Below are 26002 nucleotides of genomic sequence, written 5' to 3' on the forward strand. Positions count from 1 at the left end.
CTCCTTCGACATCGACGCGAACGGCATCATGCACGTGACCGCGAAGGACCTCGGCACGGGCAAGGAGCAGAAGATGACCGTCACCGGCGGCTCCTCGCTCGGCAAGGACGAGGTCGACCGCATGCGCCAGGAGGCGGAGCAGTACGCGGACGAGGACCTCCGTCGCAAGGAGGCGGCCGAGTCCCGCAACCAGGGCGAGCAGCTCGTCTACCAGACGGAGAAGTTCGTCAAGGACAACGAGGACAAGGTCCCGGCCGACGTCAAGACCGAGGTCGAGGCCGCCGTCTCCGAGCTGAAGGAAGCCCTCAAGGGCGAGGACACGGCCGAGATCCGCACCGCGACCGAGAAGCTCGCCGCGGTCAGCCAGAAGCTCGGCCAGGCCATCTACGCCGACGCCCAGGCCGCTCAGGGCGCCGCGGGCGCCGAGGGTGCCCAGCAGGCCAAGGCCGACGACGACGTCGTGGACGCCGAGATCGTCGACGACGAGAAGCCGAAGGGTGGCGCTGCCTGATGTCGGAGGAGACCCCGGGTTTTGACGAGAAGCCCGAAGTCCCCGTCGACGGCACGCCCGACGAGCCGAAGGCCGCCGACTCCGCCAAGGAGGAGGCGGCGGCCCCGGCCGGGGACGCAGCACAGGATGTAGCGCTGCTCGCGCAGCTGGACCAGGCCCGTACGGCGCTCTCCGAGCGCACCGCGGATCTCCAGCGGCTGCAGGCGGAGTACCAGAACTACCGCCGCCGGGTGGAGCGGGACCGGATCACCGTCAAGGAGATCGCGGTCGCGTCCCTCCTGACGGAGCTCCTCCCGACCCTGGACGACATCGGCCGGGCGCGGGAGCATGGCGAGCTGGTCGGCGGCTTCAAGTCGGTGGCCGAGTCGCTGGAGACGGTGGCCGCCAAGATGGGGCTGCAGCAGTTCGGCAAGGAGGGCGAGCCCTTCGACCCGACGATCCACGAGGCCCTGATGCACTCGTACGCGCCGGACGTCACCGAGACGACCTGCGTGGCGATCCTGCAGCCGGGGTACCGGATCGGCGAGCGTACGATCCGTCCCGCACGGGTCGCGGTGGCCGAGCCCCAGCCGGGCGCGGCACCCAAGTCCTCCGGTTCCGACGCAGCGGTCGCGGAGGGCGAAGCGCCGGAGGGCTTGGACGCGGATGCCCCCGACGAGGGCTGATGCACCACACGTAGAGGTACGAGAGGAGGGACACCGGGGATGAGCACGAAGGACTTCGTCGAGAAGGACTACTACAAGGTCCTCGGTGTCCCGAAGGACGCCACCGAGGCCGAGATCAAGAAGGCGTACCGGAAGCTCGCGCGCGAGTTCCACCCGGACGCCAACAAGGGCGACGGCTCCGCCGAGGAGCGCTTCAAGGAGATCTCCGAGGCGAACGACATCCTCGGCGACCCGAAGAAGCGCAAGGAGTACGACGAGGCGCGCGCCCTGTTCGGCAACGGTGGCTTCCGCCCCGGGCCAGGCGGGGGCGGCTCGTTCAACTTCGACCTCGGTGACCTCTTCGGCGGCACCCAGCAGGGCGGCGGCCAGGCCGGCGGCTTCGGCGGCGGCCTGGGCGACGTCTTCGGCGGCCTCTTCAACCGCGGCGCCGGCCCGGGTGCGGGCACCCGTACCCAGCCGCGCCGCGGCCAGGACATCGAGTCGGAGGTCACCCTCTCCTTCACGGAGGCAGTGGACGGGGCCACGGTCCCGCTCCGGATGTCCTCCCAGGCACCCTGCAAGGCCTGTTCGGGCACCGGCGACAAGAACGGCACGCCCCGTGTGTGCCCGACCTGCGTCGGCACCGGCCAGGTCTCGCGCGGCAGCGGCGGCGGCTTCTCGCTGACCGACCCCTGTGCGGACTGCAAGGGCCGCGGCCTGATCGCGGAGACCCCCTGCGACATCTGCAAGGGCAGCGGCCGGGCCCGTTCCTCGCGCACCATGCAGGTCCGGATCCCGGCGGGCGTCTCCAACGGCCAGCGGATCCGGCTGCGCGGCAAGGGCGCGCCCGGCGAGCGCGGCGGTCCCGCCGGCGACCTCTACGTGGTCGTGCACGTCGATTCGCACCCCGTGTTCGGCCGTAAGGACGACAACCTGACGGTGACCGTGCCGGTGACGTTCGCGGAGGCGGCGCTGGGTGCCGAAGTCAAGGTCCCGACCTTGAACGGCCCCTCGGTGACGCTGAAGCTGCCGCCGGGCACCCCCAACGGACGGACCATGCGGGCCCGCGGCAAGGGGGCGGTCCGCAAGGACGGCACCCGCGGCGACCTGCTGGTGACGGTGGAGGTCGCGGTCCCGACCGAGCTGTCGGACAAGGCCCGTGAGGCGCTGGAGATGTACCGCGAGGCGACGGAGTCCGAGGACCCGCGCTCCGCGCTGTTCGAGTCCGCGAAGGGAGCATGAGCATGGACGGCCGCCGACGACAGTCCTCCCGCTTGGGCGGGGGCTACCAACTCACCGACGAGACCCCGGTCTACGTGATCTCGGTGGCCGCCCAGCTCTCGGGTCTGCATCCGCAGACCCTGCGCCAGTACGACCGTCTCGGCCTGGTCTCCCCGGACCGTACGGCCGGCCGCGGCCGGCGCTACTCGGCCCGCGACATCGAACTGCTCCGCACGGTGCAGGCGCTGTCCCAGGACGAGGGCATCAACCTGGCGGGCATCAAGCGGATCATCGAACTGGAGAACCAGGTCGCCGCGCTCCAGCAGCGCGTGGCCGAGCTCTCCGCGGCGGTGGACGGCGCGGCCGCCACGCTGCAGGCCCGCGAGGCCCAGGTGCACGCCTCCTACCGGCGCGACCTGGTCAAGTACCAGCCCCCGCAGCCGGGCAGCGCCCTGGTGGTCTGGCGCCCCAGCCCCAAGCGGCCGATGGACTGACCCGGCACCCTCTTTGCGCACGTTCAGGCTCCGCCCCTCCAGGGCGGGGCCTGACGGCTTTCTAGAGGCCTTCCCGGCCCTCGTCGGGGTCCCGGTCCAGAGGCCCGTCGCAGCCCCGGTCCGGGGCGGAGGGCCGGCCCAGGATGCCGGACTGGGCGATGAGGTAGCCGAGCTGGGCGCGGCTGCCGCTGCCGAGGGTCGTGGCGAGCTTGGCGATGTGGGCGCGGCAGGTGCGGACGTTCATGCCGAGGCGGCGGGCGATGGCCTCGTCCACGTGCCCCTCGATGAGGAGCTGGGCGATGGTGCGCTGCACGCCGGTGACGCCGCCGGGGGTGCTGCGGTACGTCACCTCCTCCGTGAGGGGCACGGCGCGGTGCCACAGCTGCTCGAACACCTTGATGAGGTAGTCGACGAGGCCGGGGTGGCGCAGTTCGAGTGCGACCCGGCGGTCGTCGCTCACCGGTATGAAGGCGACCGTGCGGTCGAAGATGATGAGGCGCTCTATCAGCTCTTCGAGCGTGCGGATCTCCACCTTCCCCGTGGAGATGCGGTCCACGTAGGCGAGCGTGCCCTGGCTGTGCCGCGCGGTGTGCTGGTAGAGGGTCCGTATGCTGACCCCGCGGTCGATCAGCGGCTGGTCGCGCTCCAGGGCCTGGGTGAGGGCCTCGGAGGGCCGGGCCCCGCCCGGCTGTACCGTCAGCACCTCGGTGTGGCATTCGGCCGTCGCGAGGTTGAGGGCGGCGTTGATCCGCTCGAAGCCCTCCAGCACGGTGATGGCGTGGGTGTTGGCCGGGCTCTGCGCGCTGATGGCCAGGAAAGGCTCGAAAGTGTCGGTGAGATCTACAGCGCTGCGCCGGCGGTCTTGGATCTCGCGTTCAATCGGATGGAGCCGTTGAGCCAAAGCGACGGACGGGGGAACCGGACGCAGTTGGTTCGCGTCATCCGGGTCGGGCTGCAGAAGAGCGAATTCAAGCAGGCAGGGGGCGTTCTGGATCTCGCCCCGGGCGATCCGGCCGGTACTCAGTGCGGTCGCATAGAGCCGCGTTCCCTCGGCGCACATGGACGTGACGGGGTGGGGATGTGTCGCCATTGTCCCGTTTCGCGTCAAATCTCCACCCCCCAGGGTCCTGAACATGCAAGAACATGATGCATCGTCCCTGTGGCATTGACGTGCCTGAATGAGCCATCGTCTGACACGCGGGGGAGAGGATTCCATCAAGTGAGGACGAAGCCGACCATGTTCAAGAGAATGCTTCGCTCGGTGCTTGCCATAGGTTTCTCCGCCGTTGCGGTTTTTGGGGCAGTCAGCGCCGTCGAAAGTGACGCGGGGAGCGCTAGGGGCGGTCAGGGCACCAGCCTGACGAGCACGGAGTTCGACACCGGCTGGACCACGGCTCCCGTGGGTAAGTACGCCGACACCGGCTGGACCAGCGGCCAGCTGGGCGGAGAGGGTGGCGATACGGGCTGGACCGAGGCTCCTGTGACGGTGCCCGCGTGACCCCCGACGATCGCGGTTTCCGCCGCGAGATGGCATCCGCCTACCGCTCGGGCTGGCAGTTCATCGATCTCGCCACGGCCATCCCCCACGCTGGCGATTCGTTGATGGTCACCCTGTTCGGCCAACCGATCGTCGTCGTGCGCGAGGAGGACGAGGACGTACGTGCCTACCGGTGCCTGCGCCGCCCGCGCGGCGCGCCGCAGCCCGTCCGCTGCGAGGTGCGCTACGGAATGGTCTTCGTCAATCTCGATCAGCGCGACCACCAGCTCTTCGAACCCGATATCACCACCGCCACCCCCCGCAGTGCCTGAAGCGATTCCCCCGTCGTTGCAGATCGCTCAGGCGCTACCCCCACACAACGGCGCCATCGTGGACCTGACCACGATGGCGCCGTTGTGATGCCCGCGTCCAGTGCCTGAACCGGACAAGATGAAGAATCAACGGCTCACGCGCGACCCATGGCCCGGTCCAGCGTGATCTCGATGACCACGCGGTCGGGATTGGGCGACGGCGTCCGTCCGTACCGCTGCGCGTAGCGCGCCACGGCGTCGGCGACCGACGCCTCGTCCGTACGGATCACCGCGCGCCCTTCGAGGGTGGCCCAGCGGCGCCCTTCCATCTGGCAGACCGCGACCCGGGCCCCGCCCGCCGGCGTCCCGAGAGCCGGTGCCCCGCCCGCCGGAGCCCCCTGAGCCGGCTCCGCCTGCGCCTGCGCCGCGAGGACGTTGCGCACCTTCTTGCTGTGCTTGTTGCTGATCACCCGCGCCAGCCCGGCCTCCGGGTCGTACGTCACGCCCACCGGCACCACGTGGGGCGTGCCGTCGGGGCGCGGGGTGGTCAGCGTGCAGACGTGCCGCTCCCGCCAGAAGGCGAGGTACTCGGGCGTCGGGTTGAGTACGTCATGGGACATGGGCCGAAGGGTACGGGCCGATGGTGCCCTCCCTTGCCTTGAGTGGAATAGACTCAACTTTGCATAGGTTGACCCTGTCAGATTCGTCGGATTTACCCCTTGGGGAGAGGAGAAGACGCAGTGGACGCCGAGCTGACGAACAAGAGCCGGGACGCGCTGAACGCGGCCACCAGCAGGGCCGTGAAGGACGGCCACGCCGACCTGACCCCCGCGCACCTGCTGCTGGCCCTGCTCGCCGGCGAGGACAACGAGAACGTCACCGACCTGCTGGCCGCCACCGACGCCGACCAGGCCGAGGTGCGGGCCGGTGCGGAGCGGCTGCTGGCGGCCCTGCCCAGCGTCACCGGCTCCACGGTCGCGCCCCCGCAGCCCACCCGCGACCTGCTCGCCGTACTCGCCGAGGCCGACGCCCAGGCGGGCAGGCTCGGCGACGATTACCTCTCCACCGAACACCTGCTCATCGCCATCGCCGCCAAGGGCGGCGCGGCGGGTGAGGTCCTTTCCACCCGGGGCGCGAGCGCGAAGAAGCTGCTGGCCGCCTTCGAGAACGCACGAGGAGGACGGCGGGTGACCACCCCCGACCCCGAGGGCCAGTACAAGGCCCTGGAGAAGTTCGGCACCGACTTCACGGCGGCCGCGCGCGAGGGCAAGCTCGACCCGGTCATCGGCCGCGACCACGAGATCCGCCGCGTCGTGCAGGTGCTCTCGCGCCGCACGAAGAACAACCCGGTGCTCATCGGCGAGCCCGGCGTCGGCAAGACGGCCGTCGTCGAGGGCCTGGCCCAGCGCATCGTCAAGGGCGACGTCCCCGAGTCCCTGAAGAACAAGCGCCTGGTGGCCCTGGACCTCGGCGCGATGGTCGCCGGCGCCAAGTACCGCGGCGAGTTCGAAGAGCGCCTGAAGACCGTACTCGCTGAGATCAAGTCCAGCGACGGGCAGATCATCACCTTCATCGACGAGCTGCACACGGTCGTCGGCGCGGGCGCCGGCGGCGACTCCGCCATGGACGCGGGCAACATGCTCAAGCCCATGCTGGCCCGCGGGGAACTGCGCATGGTCGGCGCGACCACCCTCGACGAGTACCGCGAGCGCATCGAGAAGGACCCGGCGCTGGAGCGGCGCTTCCAGCAGGTGCTGGTCGCCGAGCCGTCCGTCGAGGACACCATCGCCATCCTGCGCGGGCTCAAGGGCCGCTACGAGGCCCACCACAAGGTCGTCATCAACGACAGCGCCCTCGTCGCCGCCGCGACCCTCTCCGACCGGTACATCACCTCCCGCTTCCTCCCCGACAAGGCCATCGACCTCGTCGACGAGGCCGCGTCCCGGCTGCGCATGGAGATCGACTCCTCCCCGCTGGAGATCGACGAGCTCCAGCGGTCCGTGGACCGGCTGCGCATGGAGGAGCTGGCGCTGAAGAACGAGTCCGACCCGGCCTCGATGGAGCGCCTGGAGAAGATCCGCAAGGACCTCGCCGACAAGGAGGAGGACCTGCGCGGCCTGACCGCCCGCTGGGAGAAGGAGAAGCAGTCCCTCAACCGGGTCGGCGAGCTCAAGGAGCGCCTGGACGACCTGCGCGGCCAGGCCGAGCGCGCCCAGCGCGACGGGGACTTCGACACCGCTTCCAAGCTGCTCTACGGGGAGATCCCGGCCCTGGAGCGCGAGCTGGCGGAGGCCACCGAGGCCGAGGCCGAGGCGTCCAAGGGGACGATGGTCAAGGACGAGGTCGGCCCGGACGACATCGCGGACGTGGTGGGCGCCTGGACGGGCATCCCGGCGGGCCGCCTGCTGGAGGGCGAGACCCAGAAGCTGCTCCGCATGGAGGACGAGCTGGGGCGCCGCCTGATCGGCCAGGGCGAGGCCGTACGGGCCGTCTCGGACGCCGTGCGCCGCACCCGCGCCGGCATCGCCGACCCCGACCGCCCGACCGGCTCCTTCCTCTTCCTCGGCCCGACGGGCGTGGGCAAGACGGAGCTGGCCAAGGCCCTCGCGGACTTCCTCTTCGACGACGAGCGGGCCATGATCCGCATCGACATGTCGGAGTACGGCGAGAAGCACAGCGTGGCCCGCCTCGTCGGCGCCCCGCCCGGCTACGTCGGCTACGAGGAGGGCGGCCAGCTCACGGAGGCCGTGCGCCGCCGCCCGTACAGCGTGGTGCTCCTGGACGAGGTGGAGAAGGCCCACCCCGAGGTCTTCGACATCCTGCTCCAGGTCCTGGACGACGGCCGCCTCACGGACGGCCAGGGGCGGACCGTGGACTTCCGCAACACCATCCTGGTCCTGACCTCGAACCTCGGCAGTCAGTTCCTGATGGACCCCGCCACCCCCGCCGAACAGAAGAAGCAGCAGGTCCTGGACGTGGTCCGGAGCACCTTCAAGCCGGAGTTCCTGAACCGCCTGGACGACCTGGTGGTCTTCTCCGCCCTGACCGGCGACGAGCTCGCGCACATCGCCGAGCTCCAGATCGGCCGCCTGGCCAAGCGCCTGGCCGACCGGCGCCTGACCCTGGACGTCACCCCCGAGGCCCTGGCCTGGCTGGCGGTCAAGGGCAACGACCCGGCGTACGGCGCCCGGCCGCTGCGCCGCCTGATCCAGACGGCGATCGGCGACCGGCTGGCCAAGGAGATCCTCTCGGGCGAGGTCCGCGACGGCGACACCGTACGGGTCGACGTGGCGGGCGAGGACCTGCTGGTCGGCAAGGCGCTCTGACCCGTGCGGGCGGACCCGTGTCCGCCCGCAGCGGATCGGCGCTGCGGGGCTGGACACGGGGTAGGCGGGATGGGGGAGGATGCATGTATCCGCACGAAGGGAAAAACACGGTGAGCATCGACCCGGCCTCGATTCCGAACTTCGGAGGGCAGCAGCCCGATCCGCAGGCCACAGGACCGGCGGGCCCCGTCGTCCCCGACCAGGATCTGGTCAAGCAGCTGCTGGAGCAGATGGAGCTCAAGTACGTCGTCGACGACGAGGGTGACCTCGCGGCGCCGTGGGAGGAGTTCCGCACGTACTTCATGTTCCGCGGCGAGGACGAGCAGCAGGTTTTCTCGGTGCGGACCTTCTACGACCGTCCGCACAAGATCGACGAGAAGCCGCAGCTTCTCGAGTCGATCGACGACTGGAACCGCCGCACCCTGTGGCCGAAGGTCTACAGCCACACGCACGACGACGGCTCGGTCCGCCTGATCGGTGAGGCGCAGATGCTGATCGGCACCGGCGTCAACCTGGAGCACTTCGTGTCCTCCACGGTCAGCTGGGTCCGCGCGTCCATCGAATTCGACAAGTGGCTCGTCGAGCAGCTCGGCCTGGAGAAGGACGTCGACTCCACCGACGGCGAGAGCGACGGCGACGGCACGAACTGAGCTAGAGCGGTACCCGGGCCACCAGAAGCAGGTACAGCCCGTAGCCGTAACCGAGCCCGGCCACCACCACGGTCACCACGACCGCGGTGCGCGGCCGGGCTCGCGCCATGACGGCGGCCAGCGGCAGGAGCAGCGGGAAGGCCGGCAGCAGGAACCGCGGCTTGGACTCGAAGAAGCCGGCCCCGCCGAAGGCCATCACCAGCAGGACCGCCGTGTACGCGAGCAGTGCGGGCGGGGTGCGGTCCAGGACCAGCAGCACCGCCAGCAGCCCGGCGGCGGCCAGCAGGACCACCGTCACGGTGGTCGCGAGGGGCACGTGCCCGCCGGTCAGCACCTGCTCCGCCGAGCGCAGCGCCCCGGCGCCGAAGTCGAAGCGGGAGCCCCAGCTGCGCTGCACGGCGAAGTAGCCGCCGAAGGGGTCGCGCCGCTTCACCCCGACGGCCAGGACGTACGCCGCCCAGCCCGCCGGCGCCACCAGCCCGGCCACCCACACCTCGGCCGCCCGGGATCTTCGTACGAGGATCGCGTGGAGGGCCATGGCCGACACGGCGGCCGCGACGGCGAGCCCGGTGGGCCGGGTCAGCCCGGCGAGCACGGCGAGGCCCGCGGCCCACAGCCAGCGGCCGCGCAGCAGCGCGTGGAGCGCCCAGGCGGCGAAGGCGGCCAGGAGCGCCTCGGTGTAGGCGAGGGTGAGGACCACGGAGTGCGGGAGGGCCGCCCACAGCCCCACGAGCAGCAGCCCGGCGCGCGGCCCGATGACCCGCTCCCCGACCCGGTAGATCCCGACGGCGGCGACGGCGGCGGCGGTCCAGGCGACGAGGAGCGCGGCGGGGACGGGCCCGCCGGGCAGGATGCCGGAGACGGCCCGTATCAGCGCGGGGTAGAGCGGGAAGAAGGCCTGGTCGCTCTGTACGGGCCCGGTGCCGGTGACGGCGTCGGGCCACATCAGGGTGCGCCCGTAGCCGTCGGCCGCTATCCGGAGGTACCAGTCCGCGTCCCAGGACCGGCCGAGCACCCGCAGCGGATCCCGTCCGGCCCACCAGGACCCGAGGGCGAGCACCAGCACCCCGGCCCCGCGCACGGCCGCGAACACGCCGAGCGCTATCACCGTCGTCGGCGCGGCCGACCGTACGGCCCGGACCGCGCGCATCTCCAGGGGCGACGCGGACACGGTCGCTCTGCCCGTTGCCATGAATCCCGACTTCCGTCTCTCGGTGAGGTCCGCTCACCGGGGGGTGAGGGCTTCGGGCGCTCGTGCGAGCGACAGCTTCACACCGGCCTCGGCCACCCCGCAAGACGCTCGGCGGTCAGAGGCGGCGTAGCCGGGAGGCGGCCTCCCGCAGGACGTCCTCGCGCTTGCAGAAGGCCCAGCGGACCTGGGTCGCGCCGGCGGACTTGTCGTCGTAGAAGACCTGGTTCGGGATGGCGACGACGCCGCAGCGTTCGGGGAGGGCGCGGCAGAAGGCGAGGCCGTCCTTCTCTCCGAGGGGGGTGATGTCGGTGGTGATGAAGTACGTGCCCTGCGGGCGGAAGACCTCGAAGCCGGCCGCCGCGAGGCCGTCGGCGAGGATGTCGCGCTTGGCGGCCAGGTCGGCGCGGAAGGCGTCGTAGTACGTGTCGGGGAGGGCGAGGGCCTCGGCGATCGCGTACTGGAAGGGGCCCGAGGAGACGTAGGTCAGGAACTGCTTCGCCGAGCGGACCGCCGTGACCAGCTCCGGGGGCGCGGTGACCCAGCCGACCTTCCAACCGGTGAACGAGAAGGTCTTTCCGGCCGAGGAGATGGTGACCGTGCGCTCGCGCATGCCCGGGAGGCCCGCCAGGGGGACGTGGGCGCCCTCGAAGACCAGGTGCTCGTACACCTCGTCCGTGACGACCAGGAGGTCGCGCTCGACCGCCAGCTCGGCGATCGCGGCGAGCTCGGCCGCGGTGAGGACGGTGCCCGTGGGGTTGTGCGGGGTGTTCAGGAGCAGCAGGCGGGTGCGCGGGGTGACGGCGGCGCGCAGTTCGTCCAGGTCGAGGGCGAAGGCGCCGGCGTGCGGGCGCAGGGTGACCGGGACGCGTACCGCGCCGGCCATCGCGATGCAGGCCGCGTACGAGTCGTAGTACGGCTCCAGGGCGATGACCTCGTCGCCCGGCTCGAGCAGGGCGAGGAGGGAGGCCGCGATGGCCTCCGTGGCGCCCGCCGTGACCAGGACCTCGGTGTCGGGGTCGTAGGACAGGCCGTAGAAGCGCTGCTGGTGCGCGGCGACGGCCGTGCGCAGCTCCGGGACGCCGGGGCCCGGCGGGTACTGGTTGCCCCGGCCCGTGAGGACCGCGCGGGAGGCCGCTTCGGCGATCTCCGCCGGGCCGTCGGTGTCGGGGAAGCCCTGGCCGAGGTTGATCGAACCGGTGCGGGCGGCCAGCGCCGACATCTCCGCGAAGATCGTCGTGCCGAAGGCCGCAAGACGGCGGTTCAGGAAGGGGCGGTCGCTGCTCACGGGTGCGCTCATGGGCGTCATCCTGGGGTCAACCTCTGGACTTCCTCAAGTGTGCTTTGGGCCGTGCGGCCCGGGGGCATCCCCCCTTCACGCGGGACGCGGGGATCCCGCTCCCCGGGAAGACCGGGGCGTGAGAGAAGGGCGGACCTCATGTTCGTCTTCATCGTTATCGCAGTCGTGGTCGTCGCCTTCGTCGTGACGATCGCAGCCCGTTCGACCAGGAGCGGGCACACCAGCGGCCGTCGCAAGCGCAGCAGCTGGTGGGTGGACGGGGGCGGCTCGTCCTCGTCGTGTGGTTCGTCTTCGTCCTGCGGCTCGTCGTCTTCGTGCGGCGGGGGCGGGTGCGGCGGTTCCAGCTGACACGGGGCAGCCGGCACCGCGTGGAGGAGGGCGCCCGGCGGTCCGGTTTCCGCCGGGCGACCTCGTCGTCCGGCCCTGCGTACGGGCTCGTTCGCCGATGCATGACGACGCGCGGGACGCAACGCGTTGAACACGTGAACTGTGGAGCCCCCGGGGGGATGTAAACCCCGTCAAGTTGGGTAAAAACGCTGTGAGTGCCGTGCCTTTCATGATTCCCTCGGTTGAGTAGACCAGTCCTCGGACCTCCCTGGACTTCCTGTGGACCCGTGCCGGTGTCCCCCCACCCGTTGACTACCGCTGGCGGGCCCCGGCCCATCTCCCTCGCGCGTTTGCGGAGCCGACTCATGCTCACGACCCTCCAGACCTCTTACACCGACACGCGTGCCGCCGATCTCGCCTGGGCCCTGGGTCGGGACCGGCTGCCCGCCCTGGCCGTACTGAACCTCGAACTGTCGGGCGCCAAGGTGGAGTTGCGCCTGCTCGGAGCCTCCCATCAGGTTCTTCTGGAGGAGGCCGAGGTGCTCTGCTCGGAGACGGTCGCCTGTATGCCCGGCAGCAGTACGCCGCTGCCGCTCGGCGTGGCCAAACGGGTGGGTGACTGGGAGTACGAGTTCGCCGCGCGGGTCGAGACCCTGTCCCGCGGGTCCTTCGCGGGGCGGGCGCAGGAGCTGCTCGCACTGGTGGCTGACCACCCGAACGGGCTAGCGGGGACCTTTCCGGGAAGTCCGCACGCCTTCACCGCCATGCTCGCGCAGCGGTACGAGGGCCAGGTGCTCTGGCGGACCTGGCACGCGTACCCGCAGGAGGGCCAGCTGGTGGCCACCCGGACCCGGGTGGGCGTACGGACGGGGGCCCCGGCCGCCGTGCCCCTGGAATCGCCCGCGCTGCTGTAGGGGCCGGCCGGCGCCTCCGGGGCGCGGACGGCCCGCCGCCGTTACGCCAACTGGCTGGATCGATAAGCCACTTGCACCCATGTGGGTGACCGGATGTAGGTGGGCGGTGACGTACGGTTCGCTACATGATCGACCGTTCCGTCCCGCGCCGGGTACTCCCGGCTCCGGAGCCGCGGGGCGCTGCGACCGTCCCGGCCGCTCTGCCCGTACGACCCCGGACCGGCCGACTCCTCGTGCTGGCCACCGTGTTCGTCTGCGCCGCCTGCGGGCTCGTGTACGAACTGGAGCTGCTCGCCCTGGGCACCTACCTCATCGGCGACTCCGTCACCCAGGCGTCGGTCGTGCTGTCCGTCATGGTCTTCGCCATGGGCGTCGGCTCCCTGCTCGCCAAGCGCCTGCGCCACCGGCCCGCCTTCGGCTTCGGCGCCATCGAGGCCGCGCTCGCCCTCCTCGGCGGGCTCTCGGCCATGGCGCTGTACGCGAGCTTCGCCTGGCTGGGGGAGTCCCGTCCCGCCCTCGTCGCCTTCTCCTTCGTCATCGGGGTGCTCATCGGCGCGGAGATCCCGCTGCTGATGGTCCTCATCCAGCGCATCCGCAGACAGGACGCGGGCGGAGCCGTCGCCGACCTCTTCGCCGCCGACTACGTGGGCGCCCTCGTCGGCGGCCTCGCCTTCCCGTTCCTGCTGCTCCCGATGCTCGGCCAGCTCACCGGGGCCATGCTCACCGGCACGGTCAACGCGGCCGTCGGCGGCGGGCTGGTCCTGTGGCTGTTCCGCCGCGACCTGAGCCGCCGCAGCCGCTGGCTGCTGCTCGCCGCGAACGTGACCGTGCTGGCCGTGCTCGCCTCGGCGACCGTCCTCGCCGACGACTTCGAGCGGGTCGCCCGGCGCGCCGTCTACGGCGGGGAGGTGCGGGTCGCCGTCCAGACCGGCGTGCAGGAACTGGTGCTCACGGGTCCTTCGACCGGCTCCCCGCGCTCCCTCGACCTGTACCTCGACGGACGGCTGCGGGTCAGCGGCTACGACGAGTACCGCTACCACGAGGCCCTGGTCCACCCCGCGATGACCGGCCCGCACGCCCGCGTCCTGGTCCTCGGCGGCGGCGACGGGCTCGCCGCCCGCGAGGTGCTGCGCTACCGGGACGTCGCCTCCGTCACCGTCGTCGAGCTCGATCCCGGCGTGGTCGGGCTCGCCCGCACCGATCCGATGCTCTCCGCGCTCAACGCGCGGGCGTACGAGGACCCGCGCACGGCCGTCGTGACGCAGGACGCCTTCGCCTGGCTGCGGGGGCCGGCCGCCGCCGGCCGGTTCGACGTCATCGTCTCCGACCTCCCGGACCCGGGCATCACCCCCAGCACGAAGCTGTACTCGCAGGAGTTCTACGGGCTGGCCGCGCGGGCCCTGCGCCCCGGGGGCCGGATCGCCGTGCACGCCGGGCCGCTGGCCACGCGACCGCGGACGTACTGGACCGTCGACTCCACCCTCCGCGCGGCCGGCCTGCTGACCTCCCCCTACAGCGCGGGCGGCCGCCTCTCGGGCTTCGCCGCAGGGCCCGACCGAACCCCGCTCGGCCTCGACGGCGCACCGCCGCAGGACTGGGGCTTCGTGCTGGCCGCCCGCGACGGGGTCCCCCCGCTGCGTGTGGACCACGACACGCCCGCCCTGCGCTCGCTGTCGACCCGCTCGCTGCAGGACGCGGCGCGCGACACGGAACGCACCCGGGTCCCCGGGCTCCTGCCGTCGACCCTGCCGCACCCGCGGTATTCGTGACCCGGTGCGCTGTCGTCGGTAGGCTCGACCGCATGGAGCATCAGGTGTTCGTCCCGGTACCGGCAGACGATCTCCGCGCCGTGCTGCGCGATCCCGCCCGGGTGGCCAGGTGCGTACCGGGCCTCCAGCAGGACGCCGACACCGAGGCGGGGCCGGTCTCCGGCCGGCTGAAGGTCCGCGTCGGCGGGAGCACCGTGACCTACCGGGGAGCCCTGGCCGTCATCGAGCGGGACCCCGGGCACTTCACCTTCGAGGGTGAGGGCACGGAGGTCCGCGGCAGCGGGACCGTGAAGTTCTCCGTGGACCTGCGGCTGTCCCCGGCCGAGGACGGGACCCGGCTGGACTTCACCGCCGGGGCCACCGCCGACGGGCGCGCCGCCGCCTTCAGCCCCGAGGCCGCGGCCGCCGCCGTACAGCGCCTGCTGGACCGGGCCGTCGGCCAGCTGACCGCAGGGTCCGCCCTCGGCGACCCCGTGGCCGAGGCCGAGGAGGCGGAGGCGGGGGAGAGCGACGACAACGGCCCCGGGTTCGTCGAGGGCGACGTCACCGAGGTCACCGCCTCCCTCTACGACACCGAGGTGCCGCCCCCGTCGCTGGACCCGTTCCTGGCCGGCGGGTTCGAGGAGCTCGACGGGGCCCCGCGGCCCCCGGCCGAGGCCGCCCACGCCCGCCGCACCATGATCGGCCGCAGTGCGGAGGAGGTGGACCACGCGCCTCCGCGCGGCCGGTACGCCCCGGTCCCCGCGCCCGCCACCACCACCGCCGGCGACAGCCTGCGCTGGATCGCCCCGGCCGCCGCCCTCGCGCTGGCCTCGGCGGTCGTCATCGGCCGGGCCCTGCGCCGCCGTCGCTGACCTGCGGCCGCGGCCCGCATTAGGGTCGACCGCATGAGTACGCAACTGAGCGCCGGCGGCGCCGAGGTGACGGTCGACCAGGAGAACGGCTGCCGCATCAGCAGCCTGCGCATCGACGGGACGGAGCTGCTGCGCCAGGGCCCGAGGTACGGGGCGTTCCCGATGGTCCCGTGGTGCGGCCGGATCGAGAACGGCAGGTTCCGCGACGGCGGCACCGTCCACCAGATGCCGGTCAACCATCCGCCGCACGCGCTCCACGGCTTCGGCCGCGACGCCTCCTGGCGCCCGGCGGGAGCCACCGCCACCGAGGCGGCGTTCACATACGACCTCGCGCAGCCCTGGCCGTACCCGGGCCGGGTGACCCAGGTGTTCGCGCTCGCCGAGGAGGCGCTGACCCTCACCATGGGCGTCGAGACGTACGGGGACTCCTTCCCGGCCCAGGCGGGCTGGCACCCCTGGTTCCGGCGCGACCTCGGGACCGGCGGCGGGCCGGTGGAGCTCTCCTTCGAGCCCGCCTGGCAGGAGGAGCGCGGAGCCGACCACCTCCCGACCGGCCACCGCACCGACCCGAAGCCCGGCCCCTGGGACGACTGCTTCGGCATGCCGGACGGGGTCGACGTCACCCTCACCTGGCCCGGCGCCCTGGAGCTGCGGCTCACCAGCCGGGCCGAATGGGTGGTCGTCTACGACGAGGAGTCCGAGGCCGTCTGCGTGGAGCCGCAGTCCGGTCCGCCGAACGGGCTGAACACCCTGCCGCGCCTGGTCACCCCGGTGGACCCGCTGGAGGTCTCCACGACGTGGACGTGGCGTCGGCTGCGCTAGGGCGCAATTAAGCTCAGGGCCATGAGTGACGTACGGGATGCGCTCCTGCAGCAGATCAAGGACAAGGCCGTCGTGCACGGCAAGGTGACCCTCTCCTCCGGCCGGGAGGCCGACTACTACATCGACCTCCGCCGGATCACCCTCGACGGCGAGGCGGCCCCGCTGGTCGGTCAGGTCATGCTCGACCTGACCGCCGAGCTCGAATTCGACTGCGTCGGCGGTCTGACCCTGGGCGCCGACCCGGTGGCGACCTCGATGCTGCACGCCTCCGCCGCGCGCGGCCAGCGCCTGGACGCCTTCGTCGTCCGCAAGGCGCAGAAGGCCCACGGCATGCAGCGCCGCATCGAGGGCACCGACGTGAAGGGCAAGCGCTGCCTGGTCGTCGAGGACACCTCGACCACCGGCGGTTCCCCGCTGACCGCCGTCGAGGCGGTCCGCGAGGCCGGCGGTGAGGTCGTCGCCGTCGCTACGATCGTCGACCGCGGCGCGGCCGATGCCATCGCCGAGGCGGGCCTCCCGTACCTCACCGGCTACCGCCTCGAGGACCTGGGCCTGTCCTAGGCCGCCTCCCGGGACTGTCCCAGGGTCTGCCTTCCGGCCCTGTCCGTGCTTCCGGGTCCCTTTTCCGGTCTCCTTCCGGGTCTCCTTTCGGGGCCCGGGGCGGCCGGACCGGCCACCGCGCCAACTGGTGAAGAAGGTCCTCGGCGAGGCCCGCTGCGGCTCTGACCTGCCGTTTCCCGGACGCCCGGGGTGTTTCACGTGAAACATCCCGGGCCGTTCGCCCACCACGTGAGACCGGCAGGCTGGACCCCCGCGCTGAGTCTGGAAAGATAGGCGCGACGATGACGTCGCCCCCAGGTCAGGGCCCGCAATAAGCACACTCCCCGCACATCCAAGGAGCGGACAGATGCCCATCGCAACCCCCGAGGTCTACAACGAGATGCTCGACCGGGCGAAGGCAGGCAAGTTCGCCTACCCGGCCATCAATGTGACCTCCTCCCAGACCCTGCACGCTGCACTGCGTGGCTTCGCGGAGGCCGAGAGCGACGGCATCATCCAGATCTCCACCGGTGGTGCGGAGTTCCTGGGTGGCCAGTACAACAAGGACATGGTCACCGGCGCGGTCGCCCTGGCCGAGTTCGCGCACATCGTGGCCGCCAAGTACGACATCACGGTCGCCCTGCACACGGACCACTGCCCGAAGGACAAGCTGGACGGCTACGTACGTCCGCTGCTCGACATCTCCGCCGAGCGCGTGGCCCGCGGCCTGAACCCGCTGTTCCAGTCGCACATGTGGGACGGCTCCGCCGAGACCCTGGCCGACAACCTGGCCATCGGCCAGGAGCTGCTCGCCAAGGCCGTCGCCGCCAAGATCATCCTTGAGGTCGAGATCACCCCGACCGGTGGCGAGGAGGACGGCGTCAGCCACGAGATCAACGACGAGCTGTACACCACCGTCGACGACGCGATCCGCACCGCCGAGGCCCTCGGCCTGGGCGAGAAGGGCCGCTACCTGCTGGCTGCCTCCTTCGGCAACGTCCACGGCGTCTACAAGCCGGGCAACGTGGTCCTGCGCCCCGAGCTCCTCAAGGACCTCCAGGCCGGTGTCGCGGAGAAGTTCGGCAAGGCCTCGCCGTTCGACTTCGTCTTCCACGGCGGTTCGGGCTCCACGGCCGAGGAGATCGCCACCGCGCTGGAGAACGGCGTCGTGAAGATGAACCTCGACACCGACACCCAGTACGCCTTCACCCGCCCGGTCGTGGACCACATGTTCAGCAACTACGCCGGTGTGCTGAAGGTCGACGGCGAGGTCGGCACGAAGTCCAAGTACGACCCGCGCACCTGGGGCAAGGCCGCCGAGGCGGGCATGGCCGCGCGTGTCGCCGAGGCGTGCGCCAACCTGCGCTCCACCGGTACCAAGCTGAAGTAGTCGGCCCCGGCCGGCCGCACCGGCCGCACCGGCCGCACCGGCCGCACCGGCCGCACCGGCCGCACCGGCCGCACCGGCCACACCGGCCACACCGGCCACACCGGCCACACCGGCCACACCGGCCACACCGCATCACCGCTTCACCGAAGGGCCCGGTCCCCGTCCCGCGACGGAGACAGGGCCCTTCGTGCACGGCCCCCGGCCGGGGCGGGTGCGGACCGCGGATTTGTAAACTCCCCCACCGGAGTGCGGCCACCGCTGCTCGGCCCGGCGCCAGCGGCCCGGCAGACTGGGGGCATGTCCATTCACCAGAACCTGCTCGGGGGCCCCGCCCCCACCCACCTTCCCGACGAGCCGGGCCGCGAGGCCATCGCCGCCGGCACCCCCGCCGTCGAGGTGGCGGCCGCGCACCCGACGTCCTCCCTCGCCTGGGCGATCCTCGCCGACGAGGCCTTCGCCGCCGGCAGCACCGTCGAGTCGTACGCCTACGCCCGCACGGGCTACCACCGCGGCCTCGACGCCCTACGCCGCGCCGGCTGGAAGGGCCACGGCCCGGTGCCGTGGGAGCACGAGCCGAACCGCGGTTTCCTGCGGGCCCTGCACGCCCTGGCCCGCGCGGCCGAGGCGATCGGCGAGAAGGAGGAGTACGAGCGCTGCTCGACCTTCCTGCGCGACTCGTCCCCGACGGCGGCGGACACGCTGAGCGCCTGAGGCCGTACAGCGGGGAGTGACGCGGAGCGCATTTCTGTGCTCTGCGTCACTCACCGCTGGAGCGCCGGCGCGAGGGTGTCCTATGCTGCGGGCAGGGGACCGGGGCTCCACTCACCTCACGGAAGGAGCGGACCGCTACCCGGAAGCACGTGTCGAGGAGACAGAAATGTCGAACACCCTTGATGCCTCCGGAGTCGGCGGGTCGGACACCCCGAACCTCGACTTCGACGGCACCACCCCGTACGAGGACTACGTCCAGGCGGACGTTCTCACCCACCTCCAGCACCTCCGCTCGGACGACCCCGGCGAGATGGTCTTCCTGGTCACGACCCAGGTCATGGAGCTGTGGTTCACGGTCATCGTGTACGAGTGGGAAACCGCCGCGAAGGCCCTGCGCGAGGACCGCATCCCGGTCGCGATGGATGCGCTGAAACGTTCCCTCCGCGAACTCGAGGCACTCAACGCCTCCTGGCGCCCGCTCGCCCAGCTCACCCCGGGACAGTTCAACGCCTACCGCGCCGCGCTCGGCGAAGGTTCCGGTTTCCAGTCCGCGATGTACCGCCGGATGGAGTTCCTGCTCGGCGAGAAGTCCTCCTCCATGCTCGTCCCGCACCGGGGCGCGCCGCGCGTCCACGCGGAGCTGGAGAAGGCCCTCCACGAGCCGAGCCTCTACGACGAGGTCCTGCGCCTCCTCGCCCGCCGCGGCTTCCCGGTCCCGGCCTCCGTCCTCGACCGCGACCTCTCGCTGCGCTACGAGCCCTCGGCCGAGGTCGAGGCCGTCTGGACCGGCCTCTACGCCACCCCGGACGAGCACATGGACCTCCACCGCCTCGGCGAGGTCCTCACGGACGTCGCCGAGCTCGTCTGGCGCTGGCGCAACGACCACCTGGTCGCCACCCGCCGCGCGATGGGCGCGAAGACGGGCACGGGCGGCTCGGCCGGCGTGACCTGGCTGGAGAAGCGCGCCACGAAGAACGTCTTCCCGGAGCTCTGGACGGCCCGCAGCCATGTCTGAGACCTCCGGCCCCGCCGACCTGGCGGCCCGCGCGCACTCCCTGGACACCGCCGACGAGCTGGCCAAGCTCCGCGGGCGCTTCACCCTTCCCGAGGGAGTCGTCTACCTGGACGGCAACTCCCTCGGAGCGCTCCCGGCCGGCGTCGCCGGCACCACCGCCGACGTCGTCTCCCGGCAGTGGGGCGAGCTCCTCATCCGTTCCTGGGAGGAGAGCGGCTGGTGGACCGCCCCCGAGCGGATCGGCGACAAGCTCGCCCCCCTCATCGGCGCGGCCCCCGGCCAGGTCGTCGTGGGCGACTCCACCAGCGTCAACCTCTTCAAGGCCCTGGTCGGTGCCGCACGCCTCGCGGCCCCCGGCCGGACCCGGATGCTGGTCGACGCGGCCACCTTCCCGACCGACGGCTACATAGCCGAGTCGGCGGCCCGGATGACGGGCCTGACCGTCACCCCGGTGGACCCCTCGCACGCGGCGGAGGCGATGGACGCGGACACCGCCGTGGTCCTCCTCAACCACGTCGACTACCGCACCGGGCGGCTCCACGACCTGCCCGCCCTCACCGCGGCGGCCCACGCCGCCGGGGCGATCACGGTCTGGGACCTGTGCCACTCCGCCGGGGCCCTCCCGGTCGGCCTCGACGCGCATGCCGTCGACCTCGCGGTCGGCTGCACGTACAAGTACCTCAACGGCGGCCCGGGCGCGCCCGCGTACCTGTACATCGCCGGGCGCCACCAGGCCGGCTTCGACTCCCCGCTCCCCGGCTGGAACGGCCACGCGGATCCCTTCGCGATGACCCCGGCCTTCGAGGCGGCCGCGGGGGCGACCCGCGGCCGCGTCGGCACCCCGGACATCCTGTCCATGCTGGCCCTGGAGTCCGCGCTCGACGCCTGGGACGGGGTCGGCGTCGAGGCCGTACGGGCCAAGTCGCTCGCCCTGACCGACTTCTTCCTCGAATGCGTGGCGGCGTACGTCCCGCAGGGCCGGGTCGAGTCGGTCACCCCGGACGAGCACGAGCACCGCGGCAGCCAGATCTCGCTGCGCACCGAGAACGCCCGCGAGGTCATGCGGGAACTCATCTCCCGGGGCGTCATCGGCGACTTCCGCGCACCCGACGTCCTGCGCTTCGGCTTCACCCCGCTCTACGTCGGTTTCGCCGACGCCGAGCGCGCCGCACGCACCCTGGGTCACATTTTCGGGTGACTCGGTAGGGAAACGTCACATCACCGGGCGGGCGGGGCTACGGCTCCGTCCGCCCGGTCACATCCCGGACCTCGCACGGAACCTTCCGTTCCAGACTGATACGGTCCCGCTCTGCCGGAACACCGGAACATCTGTCCCCGCTGTCCCACGCGTTACCGAGAGGTTGAGCCGATGACGGACCCCGCCGCAGTGGAACGGGACGCCGCCGAGGCCGCCTCGGCCTTCTCCCATCCGGCCGTGGCGCCGGACGCGACCGTCGCGTACGGGGAACACCCCGACCACGTCGTCGACTTCTACGCCCCGCGTGCCGAGGCCCCGGGCGGCCCGGTCCCGCTGGTGGTCGTCCTGCACGGCGGCGCGTGGCGGGCGCCGTACGACAGGCAGCACATCACCCCGTTCGCGGACTTCCTGGCCCGGCGGGGTTTCGCCGTCGCGAACGTCGAGTACCGGCGCGGCAGTTCCCTCCCGCACCAGAACGCCGACGGGCCGGTCGCAGGCCGCTGGCCGGAGACCTTCGACGACGTCGCCGCCGCCATGGACGCCCTCCCGGGGCTGGCCGCCGCGGCGCTCCCGCAGGCCGACGTCCGCCGCGTGGTCGTCACCGGCCACTCGGCGGGCGGACACCTCGCACTGTGGGCCGCGGGACGGCACGTGCTCCCGCACGACTCCCCGTGGAGGCTGCCGTCCCCGCCGATGCTGCGCGGCGTGGTGGCACTGGCCCCGATCGCGGACTTCGCGGTGGCGGAGGAACTGGGCGTGTGCGGCGGCGCGAGCGCGCAGCTGCTGGGCGGCGAGGAGCACTTCGCGGACCGCCTCCCGTACGCGGACCCGGCGGCCCTGCTGCCGACAGGGATCGCCACGGCGGTGGTGCAGGGACGGGACGACATCGTGGTCCCGCAGCAGGTGGCCGAGGCGTACGTGGCGGCGGCGGCGAAGGCGGGCGAGATGGTCGGGCTGACGCTCCTCGACGGGGTCGGCCACTTCCCGCTCATCGATCCGGCGGCGGACGCCTGCGCGGTGGTGTCGGAGGAGATCGCGCAACTGGCCTGGTAGCGGCGGCGTCCCGGCGGGCGTCCCGGCCAGCGTCCCGGCCGGCGGCCCGGCCGAGGCGTCCGTCCCGGCCGTTCCGGCGGTGTGCGAGGATCCGCGCACAGGCATGGGGCCCCTGTGGATCCCGGGGTCTCACCGAGCGGTCGGCGGGAGAGCGGACATGAGCAGCAGCACCCAGCGGTGGTTCGAGGGGCGCGCGTGATGGCACGATGGGGGTTGCTCGTCGAGCAGCACACGGGCACCGGCGAGGGCCGGGAGTGGTCCGTCAAGGTCCTGGGGCACGTCGACGGGACGCGCGAGGAGGCGGTTGCCGCACTGCGGGAACACGCCGAACAGTACGAGCCCCAGCATCCGTACAGGCCGAAGCGACGGGTGCTGTACCGGGACGGGGATTCCTTCCTGTTGGTCCTGGACGGGCGCTGGCAGGTCTTCCACTGCCGGTTCACGGCGGCGGAGCAGCTCCACGACAGCGCGGGCTGACGCGCGGGCAGGATCCCGCCAACTCCCCCTCGCCGCGGGGACATCGGCCGATCATGCGACGAGGATCTATGTACTGTGGCCCCGACAGTTCCTGAGCATGTTCAAAAAAATGGGGGGAACGGTGCGCAGTCGCCGTCTCGTAATTTCCGTTGCCGTCATAGCGGCCACGGTCGGTCTCGTCCCGGGGATGGCCCACGCGGCCGGTCCGGTGGCTCCCGCGGCTCCGAGCGCGCAGGGTGTGGCCGCTCCCGCCGTGGACCTGGGGAAGGCCGCGGCGCCGAACTTCAAGACCTTCAAGAGCCCCGCCGAGCGCTCGGTCCGCAAGGGTCTGGCCGCCGGGAAGGCCGGGGCCGGTGCCTCGCAGGCCGCCGGGAACCCGGACCTGGCCCTCGTGCTGAACGCGGCGAGCACCTCCGCGCACGCGCTGGACCTGGAGACCACCGTCATCAGCGCGGACTCCACGCTGAAGGTCACCGTCGACTGGGGCGACGGGAACACCGACGGGATGGACGCCTACGGTTCGACCGTCCTCAAGAGCAGCCACACGTACGCCGAGCTCGGCGAGTACAAGGTCACGGTCACCGTGACGGACCCGGCGAACCAGGCCGAGGTCGTCAACGAGTTCCCGGTCATGACCGCGGGCTCGGACTTCGTCCCGTACGCGCCCACCCGCCTGCTGGACACCCGCGACGGGACCGGCGCGGCCAAGGGCAAGGTCGCTCCGCTCGGCTCCACCCGCGTGAAGGTCGGCGCCAACGGGGCGATTCCGGCCGGCGTCACCGCCGTGGTCCTCAACCTGACCGTCACCAACGCCACCAGCGGCGGGCACATCACGGCCTTCGCCGAGGAGACCGAGCGACCGACCACGTCGAACGTCAACTTCGAGGCGGGCCAGACCGTCCCGAACCTGGTGATCGTGCCGGTCGGCAAGAACGGCTACGTGGAGCTGGCCAACCGGGGCTCGGAGTCGGTCGACCTGATCGCGGACGTGACCGGCTACTTCACCCGGACCCAGGCGAGCGGCTACACGCCGATGACCCCGGCCCGTTTCGTCGACACCCGTGAGGGTCTCGGCGCGAACCGGGGCCAGCTCGGCGGCCGCACGACCTTCTCCACCCGGATCGGCGGCCTGCGCGGCGTGCCCGAGGGCATCACCGCCGTCGCGCTCAACGTGACGGTCACCAACCCGAGGGAGGCCGGCCACCTGTCGGTCTTCCCGGGCGGCGGGGCCACCCCGACCGCGTCGAACCTGAACTTCACCCCCGGCCAGACGGTCGCCAACTCGGTGATCGTGCCCGTCGGTACGGACGGCAGGATCAGCGTCTTCAACGGCGCCTGGGCCGGGACCGACGTGATCGTCGACGTCGTCGGCTTCTACAGCACCGACAGCAAGGCGGCCTACATGCCGCTCAAGCCGGGCCGGATGATCGACACCCGTGACCCGCGCTGGCCCCACGGGCCGCTGCAGGCCCGTGGCTACGTCTACAACGGGATCTCGCCCGACGAGGCGGGCATCGACGGGTACGTGCTGAACACCACCGTGACCAACACGACCGGCACCGGCTTCCTGTCGGTCGCGCCGGACCCGAACTCGCTGCAGCAGTACAAGGACAAGACCGCGGTCTTCCCGGAGCGTCCCGGTGCCTCGGCCCTGAACTGGACGGCCGGCAAGACCGTCCCGAACCTGGTCCAGGCGAGCTCCGGCAAGAACGGCATCGTCGACTACTGGAACCAGGGCTGGGAAGACGTCGACCTCGTCGTCGACATCTTCGGTTACTACGAGTCCAAGTGATCCACGGCCGGGCGCCGCGGGGACGGTCCGCCGTCCCCGCGGCGCCCGCGCCGTCTAGCGTTCCGGTCTGCCCCGGGCGAGGTGTTCCACCAGCTCGGCCAGCTCCCCGCAGACCTGCTCGATCTTCAGGCGGACGTTGTTCTGCTCGGTGACCATCGCCGACAGCAGCAGCCCGGTGAGGGCCGCCGCCCCGTTGAGGGCCTGCAGGTTGATCATGATCTCCAGGAGGGTCTGACCGTCGAACGGTCCGGCGCGGTCGCTCGCCGCCGAGATCGCAAGGACGGACACGAGCAGCGTGCACGGGGCGCTCCCGGCGAGCTGGAAGCGTACGGCCGCCCAGATGATCAGCGGGAAGACGAGGAACAGCACGGACAGGGAGCTCCTGGTGGCCACGACGGTGACGACGACGGACGTGATCACCAGGGCGGTCACCTCGGCCACCCGGTAGCTGCCCACGCCCTCTCCCGGGCGGCGGATCCGGCGCAGGACGAGCAGCAGGGGCGTCACCACGAGCACCCCCATGGCGTCCCCGGCCCACCAGGCCGACCACACCGGCCAGAACCGGTCCGGGGGCAGGTCGCCGCTGAGCACCAGCGTCCAGGTCCCGATGGTCGCGCTGATCAGCATCGGCAGCAGACCGCCGAGGAAGACCAGCGCCAGGGCGTCCCGCAGCCGGTCGACCTCGCTGCGGAATCCCGCCTTGCGGAGCATCAGGTACGCGCACACGGGCGCGAGCGTGTTCCCCGCGACGATGCCGATGCCGGAGAGGCTGAAGTCGCCGATCCGCTCGATGGCGAAGTACGTGCCGAGGGCGATCCCCGGCCACGTCCGCAGGCCCATCCAGAGCAGGGCGGCGAGGGCGATGCCGGTGGGCGGCCACAGGGGCGTGACCTCGGCGCCGTTGACGACCACGGACTGGTGCAGGCCGATCCGGCCGCCCGCGTAGTAGACGAGGGCGACGGCGAGGATCAGCAGGACAACTGCGGGCAGACGTCGCCATTCCTCGGTGCGCACCACAGCATCAGACAACAGGCCCGCGTCCGGGCGGGCCGTGACGCGCCGCGTCGTGGGTGAGGACGAGTACCGCGGCGTCATCGGCGTGGCCGGTGGAGTCGGCCACCTTCATCACCTCGGCGGCCAGCTCGTCGGGATCGGTGCCCGCCGCTTCCCTGACGACGCGGGCGACGCGCTCCAGCCCCACCTCGATCGGGAAACTGGGGCCTTCGACCACGCCGTCGGTGAGCAGGACGATCGACCCGGCCTTCGTCAGCCGGCGCCGGGTCACGGCGTATCCCGATCCGGTCTGCAGGTTCAGCGGCAGCCCGCCGTCGTCCTCGGTGATGCCGTACCGGCCGTCGACGGTGGCCCAGATCGAGGGCACGTGGCCGGCCCGGGCGCTCTCCAGCTCCCACGTCTGCGGGTCGAAGCGGAGCAGGCTGCAGGTCGCGAAGAGATCGCGGTCCATGGAGAGCAGCACCTCGTTGGCCCGGCCGAGCACCTCGCCCGGATCGGCGACGACCGCCGAGACGGCGCGCAGGCAGATCCGGATCTGCCCCATGAACGCGGCCGCGTCCACGTCGTGTCCCTGGACGTCGCCGATGCAGAAGGCGAGGGCGCCCTCGGGCAGCTGGAAGCCGTCGTACCAGTCTCCGCCGATGTCCAGGCCGTGCCGGGCGGGCGCGTACCGGGCCGCGGCGCGCAGCCCCGGCAGCACGGGCAGCGAGGTGGGCAGCATCTCGCGTTGCAGCGCCTCGGCCAGCTCCACCCGGGCCTGCTGCAGCTCGACCCCTTGCCGCGCCTGGGCGGTGAGCCGTCCGAGCATGCTGAGGAGATCGGCGCTCGCCACGCGCGGGGGGCGGCGCGTACTCATGGAACGCTCCGAGGTGCATCCATTCGTTCCCGCTTCCGCTCCGCTCACGAGCCCGTGCACATCATATTTCCGGCCACCCGGAACGCGCCCCCCGAGACGGCCCCGGCCCGGCCGATCTGTACCCTGAACACACTTTCGAACTTGTTC

At 71.9% G+C, this 26002-nt stretch carries 26 protein-coding genes; 20 read left to right on the plus strand and 6 right to left on the minus strand.

From position 1 onward, the window contains the following. From PV721_RS17380 to PV721_RS17395, 4 genes are all read left to right on the plus strand, one after another. Positions 1–511: Hsp70 family protein (locus PV721_RS17380; RefSeq protein WP_319725127.1), on the plus strand; the 511-nt coding region annotated here is incomplete at its 5' end. Beyond that, positions 511–1176: a nucleotide exchange factor GrpE gene (gene grpE / locus PV721_RS17385; RefSeq protein WP_319725129.1), complete on the plus strand. Its 666-nt coding sequence runs from the start codon at positions 511–513 to the stop codon at positions 1174–1176. The genes PV721_RS17380 and grpE, both read left to right, overlap by 1 nt. Before the next feature lie 39 nt (positions 1177–1215). Further along, positions 1216–2397 (plus strand): molecular chaperone DnaJ, encoded by a 1182-nt coding sequence (gene dnaJ / locus PV721_RS17390; protein ID WP_319725131.1) that lies wholly within the window; start codon positions 1216–1218, stop codon positions 2395–2397. 2 nt (positions 2398–2399) lie between these two features. After that, entirely contained in the window at positions 2400–2870 is a 471-nt protein-coding gene (locus PV721_RS17395; RefSeq protein ID WP_319725175.1) for a heat shock protein transcriptional repressor HspR, read from the plus strand. Between the two features lie 61 nt (positions 2871–2931). On the opposite strand, the gene PV721_RS17400 is transcribed toward PV721_RS17395, so the two are convergent. Next, a complete protein-coding gene (locus tag PV721_RS17400; RefSeq protein WP_319725133.1) occupies positions 2932–4005 on the minus strand; it encodes a helix-turn-helix transcriptional regulator in 1074 nt (357 codons plus the stop codon). Between the two features lie 102 nt (positions 4006–4107). Here PV721_RS17400 and PV721_RS17405 point away from each other — a divergent pair, with 102 nt between their 5' ends. Further along, positions 4108–4368: a hypothetical protein gene (locus PV721_RS17405; protein WP_319725135.1), complete on the plus strand. Its 261-nt coding sequence runs from the start codon at positions 4108–4110 to the stop codon at positions 4366–4368. Between the two features lie 29 nt (positions 4369–4397). Next, positions 4398–4679 carry a (2Fe-2S)-binding protein gene (locus tag PV721_RS17410; protein ID WP_051858941.1) on the plus strand — a complete coding sequence of 94 codons (282 nt, stop codon included), beginning with the start codon at positions 4398–4400 and terminating at the stop codon, positions 4677–4679. Positions 4680–4813: 134 nt separating this feature from the next. Here the strand turns inward: PV721_RS17410 and PV721_RS17415 are convergent, their stop codons facing one another. Continuing rightward, a complete protein-coding gene (locus tag PV721_RS17415; RefSeq protein WP_319725137.1) occupies positions 4814–5278 on the minus strand; it encodes a pyridoxamine 5'-phosphate oxidase family protein in 465 nt (154 codons plus the stop codon). Between the two features lie 120 nt (positions 5279–5398). On the opposite strand from PV721_RS17415, the gene clpB reads away from it, so the two are divergent. Further along, a complete protein-coding gene (gene clpB / locus PV721_RS17420; protein ID WP_319725139.1) occupies positions 5399–7984 on the plus strand; it encodes an ATP-dependent chaperone ClpB in 2586 nt (861 codons plus the stop codon). A 110-nt stretch (positions 7985–8094) separates the two neighbouring features. Next, positions 8095–8634, plus strand: coding sequence for a YbjN domain-containing protein (locus tag PV721_RS17425; RefSeq protein ID WP_319725140.1), 540 nt, complete (start codon positions 8095–8097; stop codon positions 8632–8634). A 1-nt stretch (position 8635) separates the two neighbouring features. Here PV721_RS17425 and PV721_RS17430 read toward each other — a convergent pair whose 3' ends face one another. Together PV721_RS17430 and PV721_RS17435 are read right to left on the minus strand one after the other, a co-directional pair. Next, the gene (locus tag PV721_RS17430; protein ID WP_319725142.1) at positions 8636–9826 is read right to left on the minus strand and encodes a hypothetical protein; all 1191 of its coding nucleotides are present in this window, start codon (positions 9824–9826) and stop codon (positions 8636–8638) included. 115 nt (positions 9827–9941) lie between these two features. Further along, a complete protein-coding gene (locus PV721_RS17435; protein ID WP_416371122.1) occupies positions 9942–11132 on the minus strand; it encodes a pyridoxal phosphate-dependent aminotransferase in 1191 nt (396 codons plus the stop codon). A 683-nt stretch (positions 11133–11815) separates the two neighbouring features. On the opposite strand from PV721_RS17435, the gene PV721_RS17440 reads away from it, so the two are divergent. The 12 genes from PV721_RS17440 (at position 11816) to PV721_RS17495 (ending at position 23985) form a co-directional block, all read left to right on the plus strand. After that, on the plus strand, positions 11816–12364 hold the full coding sequence (locus PV721_RS17440) for a DUF2617 family protein (RefSeq protein ID WP_319725145.1): 549 nt from the start codon (positions 11816–11818) through the stop codon (positions 12362–12364). A 125-nt stretch (positions 12365–12489) separates the two neighbouring features. After that, entirely contained in the window at positions 12490–14133 is a 1644-nt protein-coding gene (locus tag PV721_RS17445) for a polyamine aminopropyltransferase (RefSeq protein ID WP_319725147.1), read from the plus strand. 32 nt (positions 14134–14165) lie between these two features. After that, positions 14166–14987 (plus strand): SRPBCC family protein, encoded by an 822-nt coding sequence (locus PV721_RS17450; protein ID WP_319725149.1) that lies wholly within the window; start codon positions 14166–14168, stop codon positions 14985–14987. 33 nt (positions 14988–15020) lie between these two features. Further along, positions 15021–15809: an aldose 1-epimerase gene (locus PV721_RS17455; protein ID WP_319725151.1), complete on the plus strand. Its 789-nt coding sequence runs from the start codon at positions 15021–15023 to the stop codon at positions 15807–15809. Between the two features lie 21 nt (positions 15810–15830). Beyond that, positions 15831–16370 carry an orotate phosphoribosyltransferase gene (gene pyrE / locus PV721_RS17460; RefSeq protein WP_319725153.1) on the plus strand — a complete coding sequence of 180 codons (540 nt, stop codon included), beginning with the start codon at positions 15831–15833 and terminating at the stop codon, positions 16368–16370. Between the two features lie 346 nt (positions 16371–16716). Beyond that, the gene (gene fbaA / locus PV721_RS17465) at positions 16717–17739 is read left to right on the plus strand and encodes a class II fructose-bisphosphate aldolase (RefSeq protein WP_319725155.1); all 1023 of its coding nucleotides are present in this window, start codon (positions 16717–16719) and stop codon (positions 17737–17739) included. A 297-nt stretch (positions 17740–18036) separates the two neighbouring features. Beyond that, the gene (locus tag PV721_RS17470) at positions 18037–18450 is read left to right on the plus strand and encodes a DUF3151 domain-containing protein (protein WP_030012083.1); all 414 of its coding nucleotides are present in this window, start codon (positions 18037–18039) and stop codon (positions 18448–18450) included. A 166-nt stretch (positions 18451–18616) separates the two neighbouring features. Continuing rightward, positions 18617–19465: a tryptophan 2,3-dioxygenase family protein gene (locus PV721_RS17475; RefSeq protein ID WP_319725159.1), complete on the plus strand. Its 849-nt coding sequence runs from the start codon at positions 18617–18619 to the stop codon at positions 19463–19465. After that, the gene (gene kynU / locus PV721_RS17480; RefSeq protein WP_319725161.1) at positions 19458–20663 is read left to right on the plus strand and encodes a kynureninase; all 1206 of its coding nucleotides are present in this window, start codon (positions 19458–19460) and stop codon (positions 20661–20663) included. Before PV721_RS17475 ends, kynU begins: the two co-directional genes overlap by 8 nt. Before the next feature lie 171 nt (positions 20664–20834). Beyond that, positions 20835–21716: an alpha/beta hydrolase gene (locus tag PV721_RS17485; protein ID WP_319725163.1), complete on the plus strand. Its 882-nt coding sequence runs from the start codon at positions 20835–20837 to the stop codon at positions 21714–21716. 198 nt (positions 21717–21914) lie between these two features. After that, positions 21915–22193, plus strand: a complete 279-nt coding sequence (locus PV721_RS17490) for a hypothetical protein (RefSeq protein ID WP_319725165.1) — start codon at positions 21915–21917, stop codon at positions 22191–22193. Positions 22194–22314: 121 nt separating this feature from the next. Further along, the gene (locus PV721_RS17495) at positions 22315–23985 is read left to right on the plus strand and encodes a PKD domain-containing protein (RefSeq protein ID WP_319725167.1); all 1671 of its coding nucleotides are present in this window, start codon (positions 22315–22317) and stop codon (positions 23983–23985) included. A gap of 54 nt (positions 23986–24039) precedes the next feature. On the opposite strand, the gene PV721_RS17500 is transcribed toward PV721_RS17495, so the two are convergent. After that, positions 24040–25002 (minus strand): MASE1 domain-containing protein, encoded by a 963-nt coding sequence (locus PV721_RS17500; RefSeq protein ID WP_319725178.1) that lies wholly within the window; start codon positions 25000–25002, stop codon positions 24040–24042. 4 nt (positions 25003–25006) lie between these two features. Then, on the minus strand, positions 25007–25855 hold the full coding sequence (locus tag PV721_RS17505; protein WP_319725169.1) for a PP2C family protein-serine/threonine phosphatase: 849 nt from the start codon (positions 25853–25855) through the stop codon (positions 25007–25009). Positions 25856–26002: the final 147 nt, after the last annotated feature.

The sequence above is a fragment of the Streptomyces sp. MB09-01 genome, from assembly GCF_033794505.1.
GTDB lineage: Bacteria > Actinomycetota > Actinomycetes > Streptomycetales > Streptomycetaceae > Streptomyces.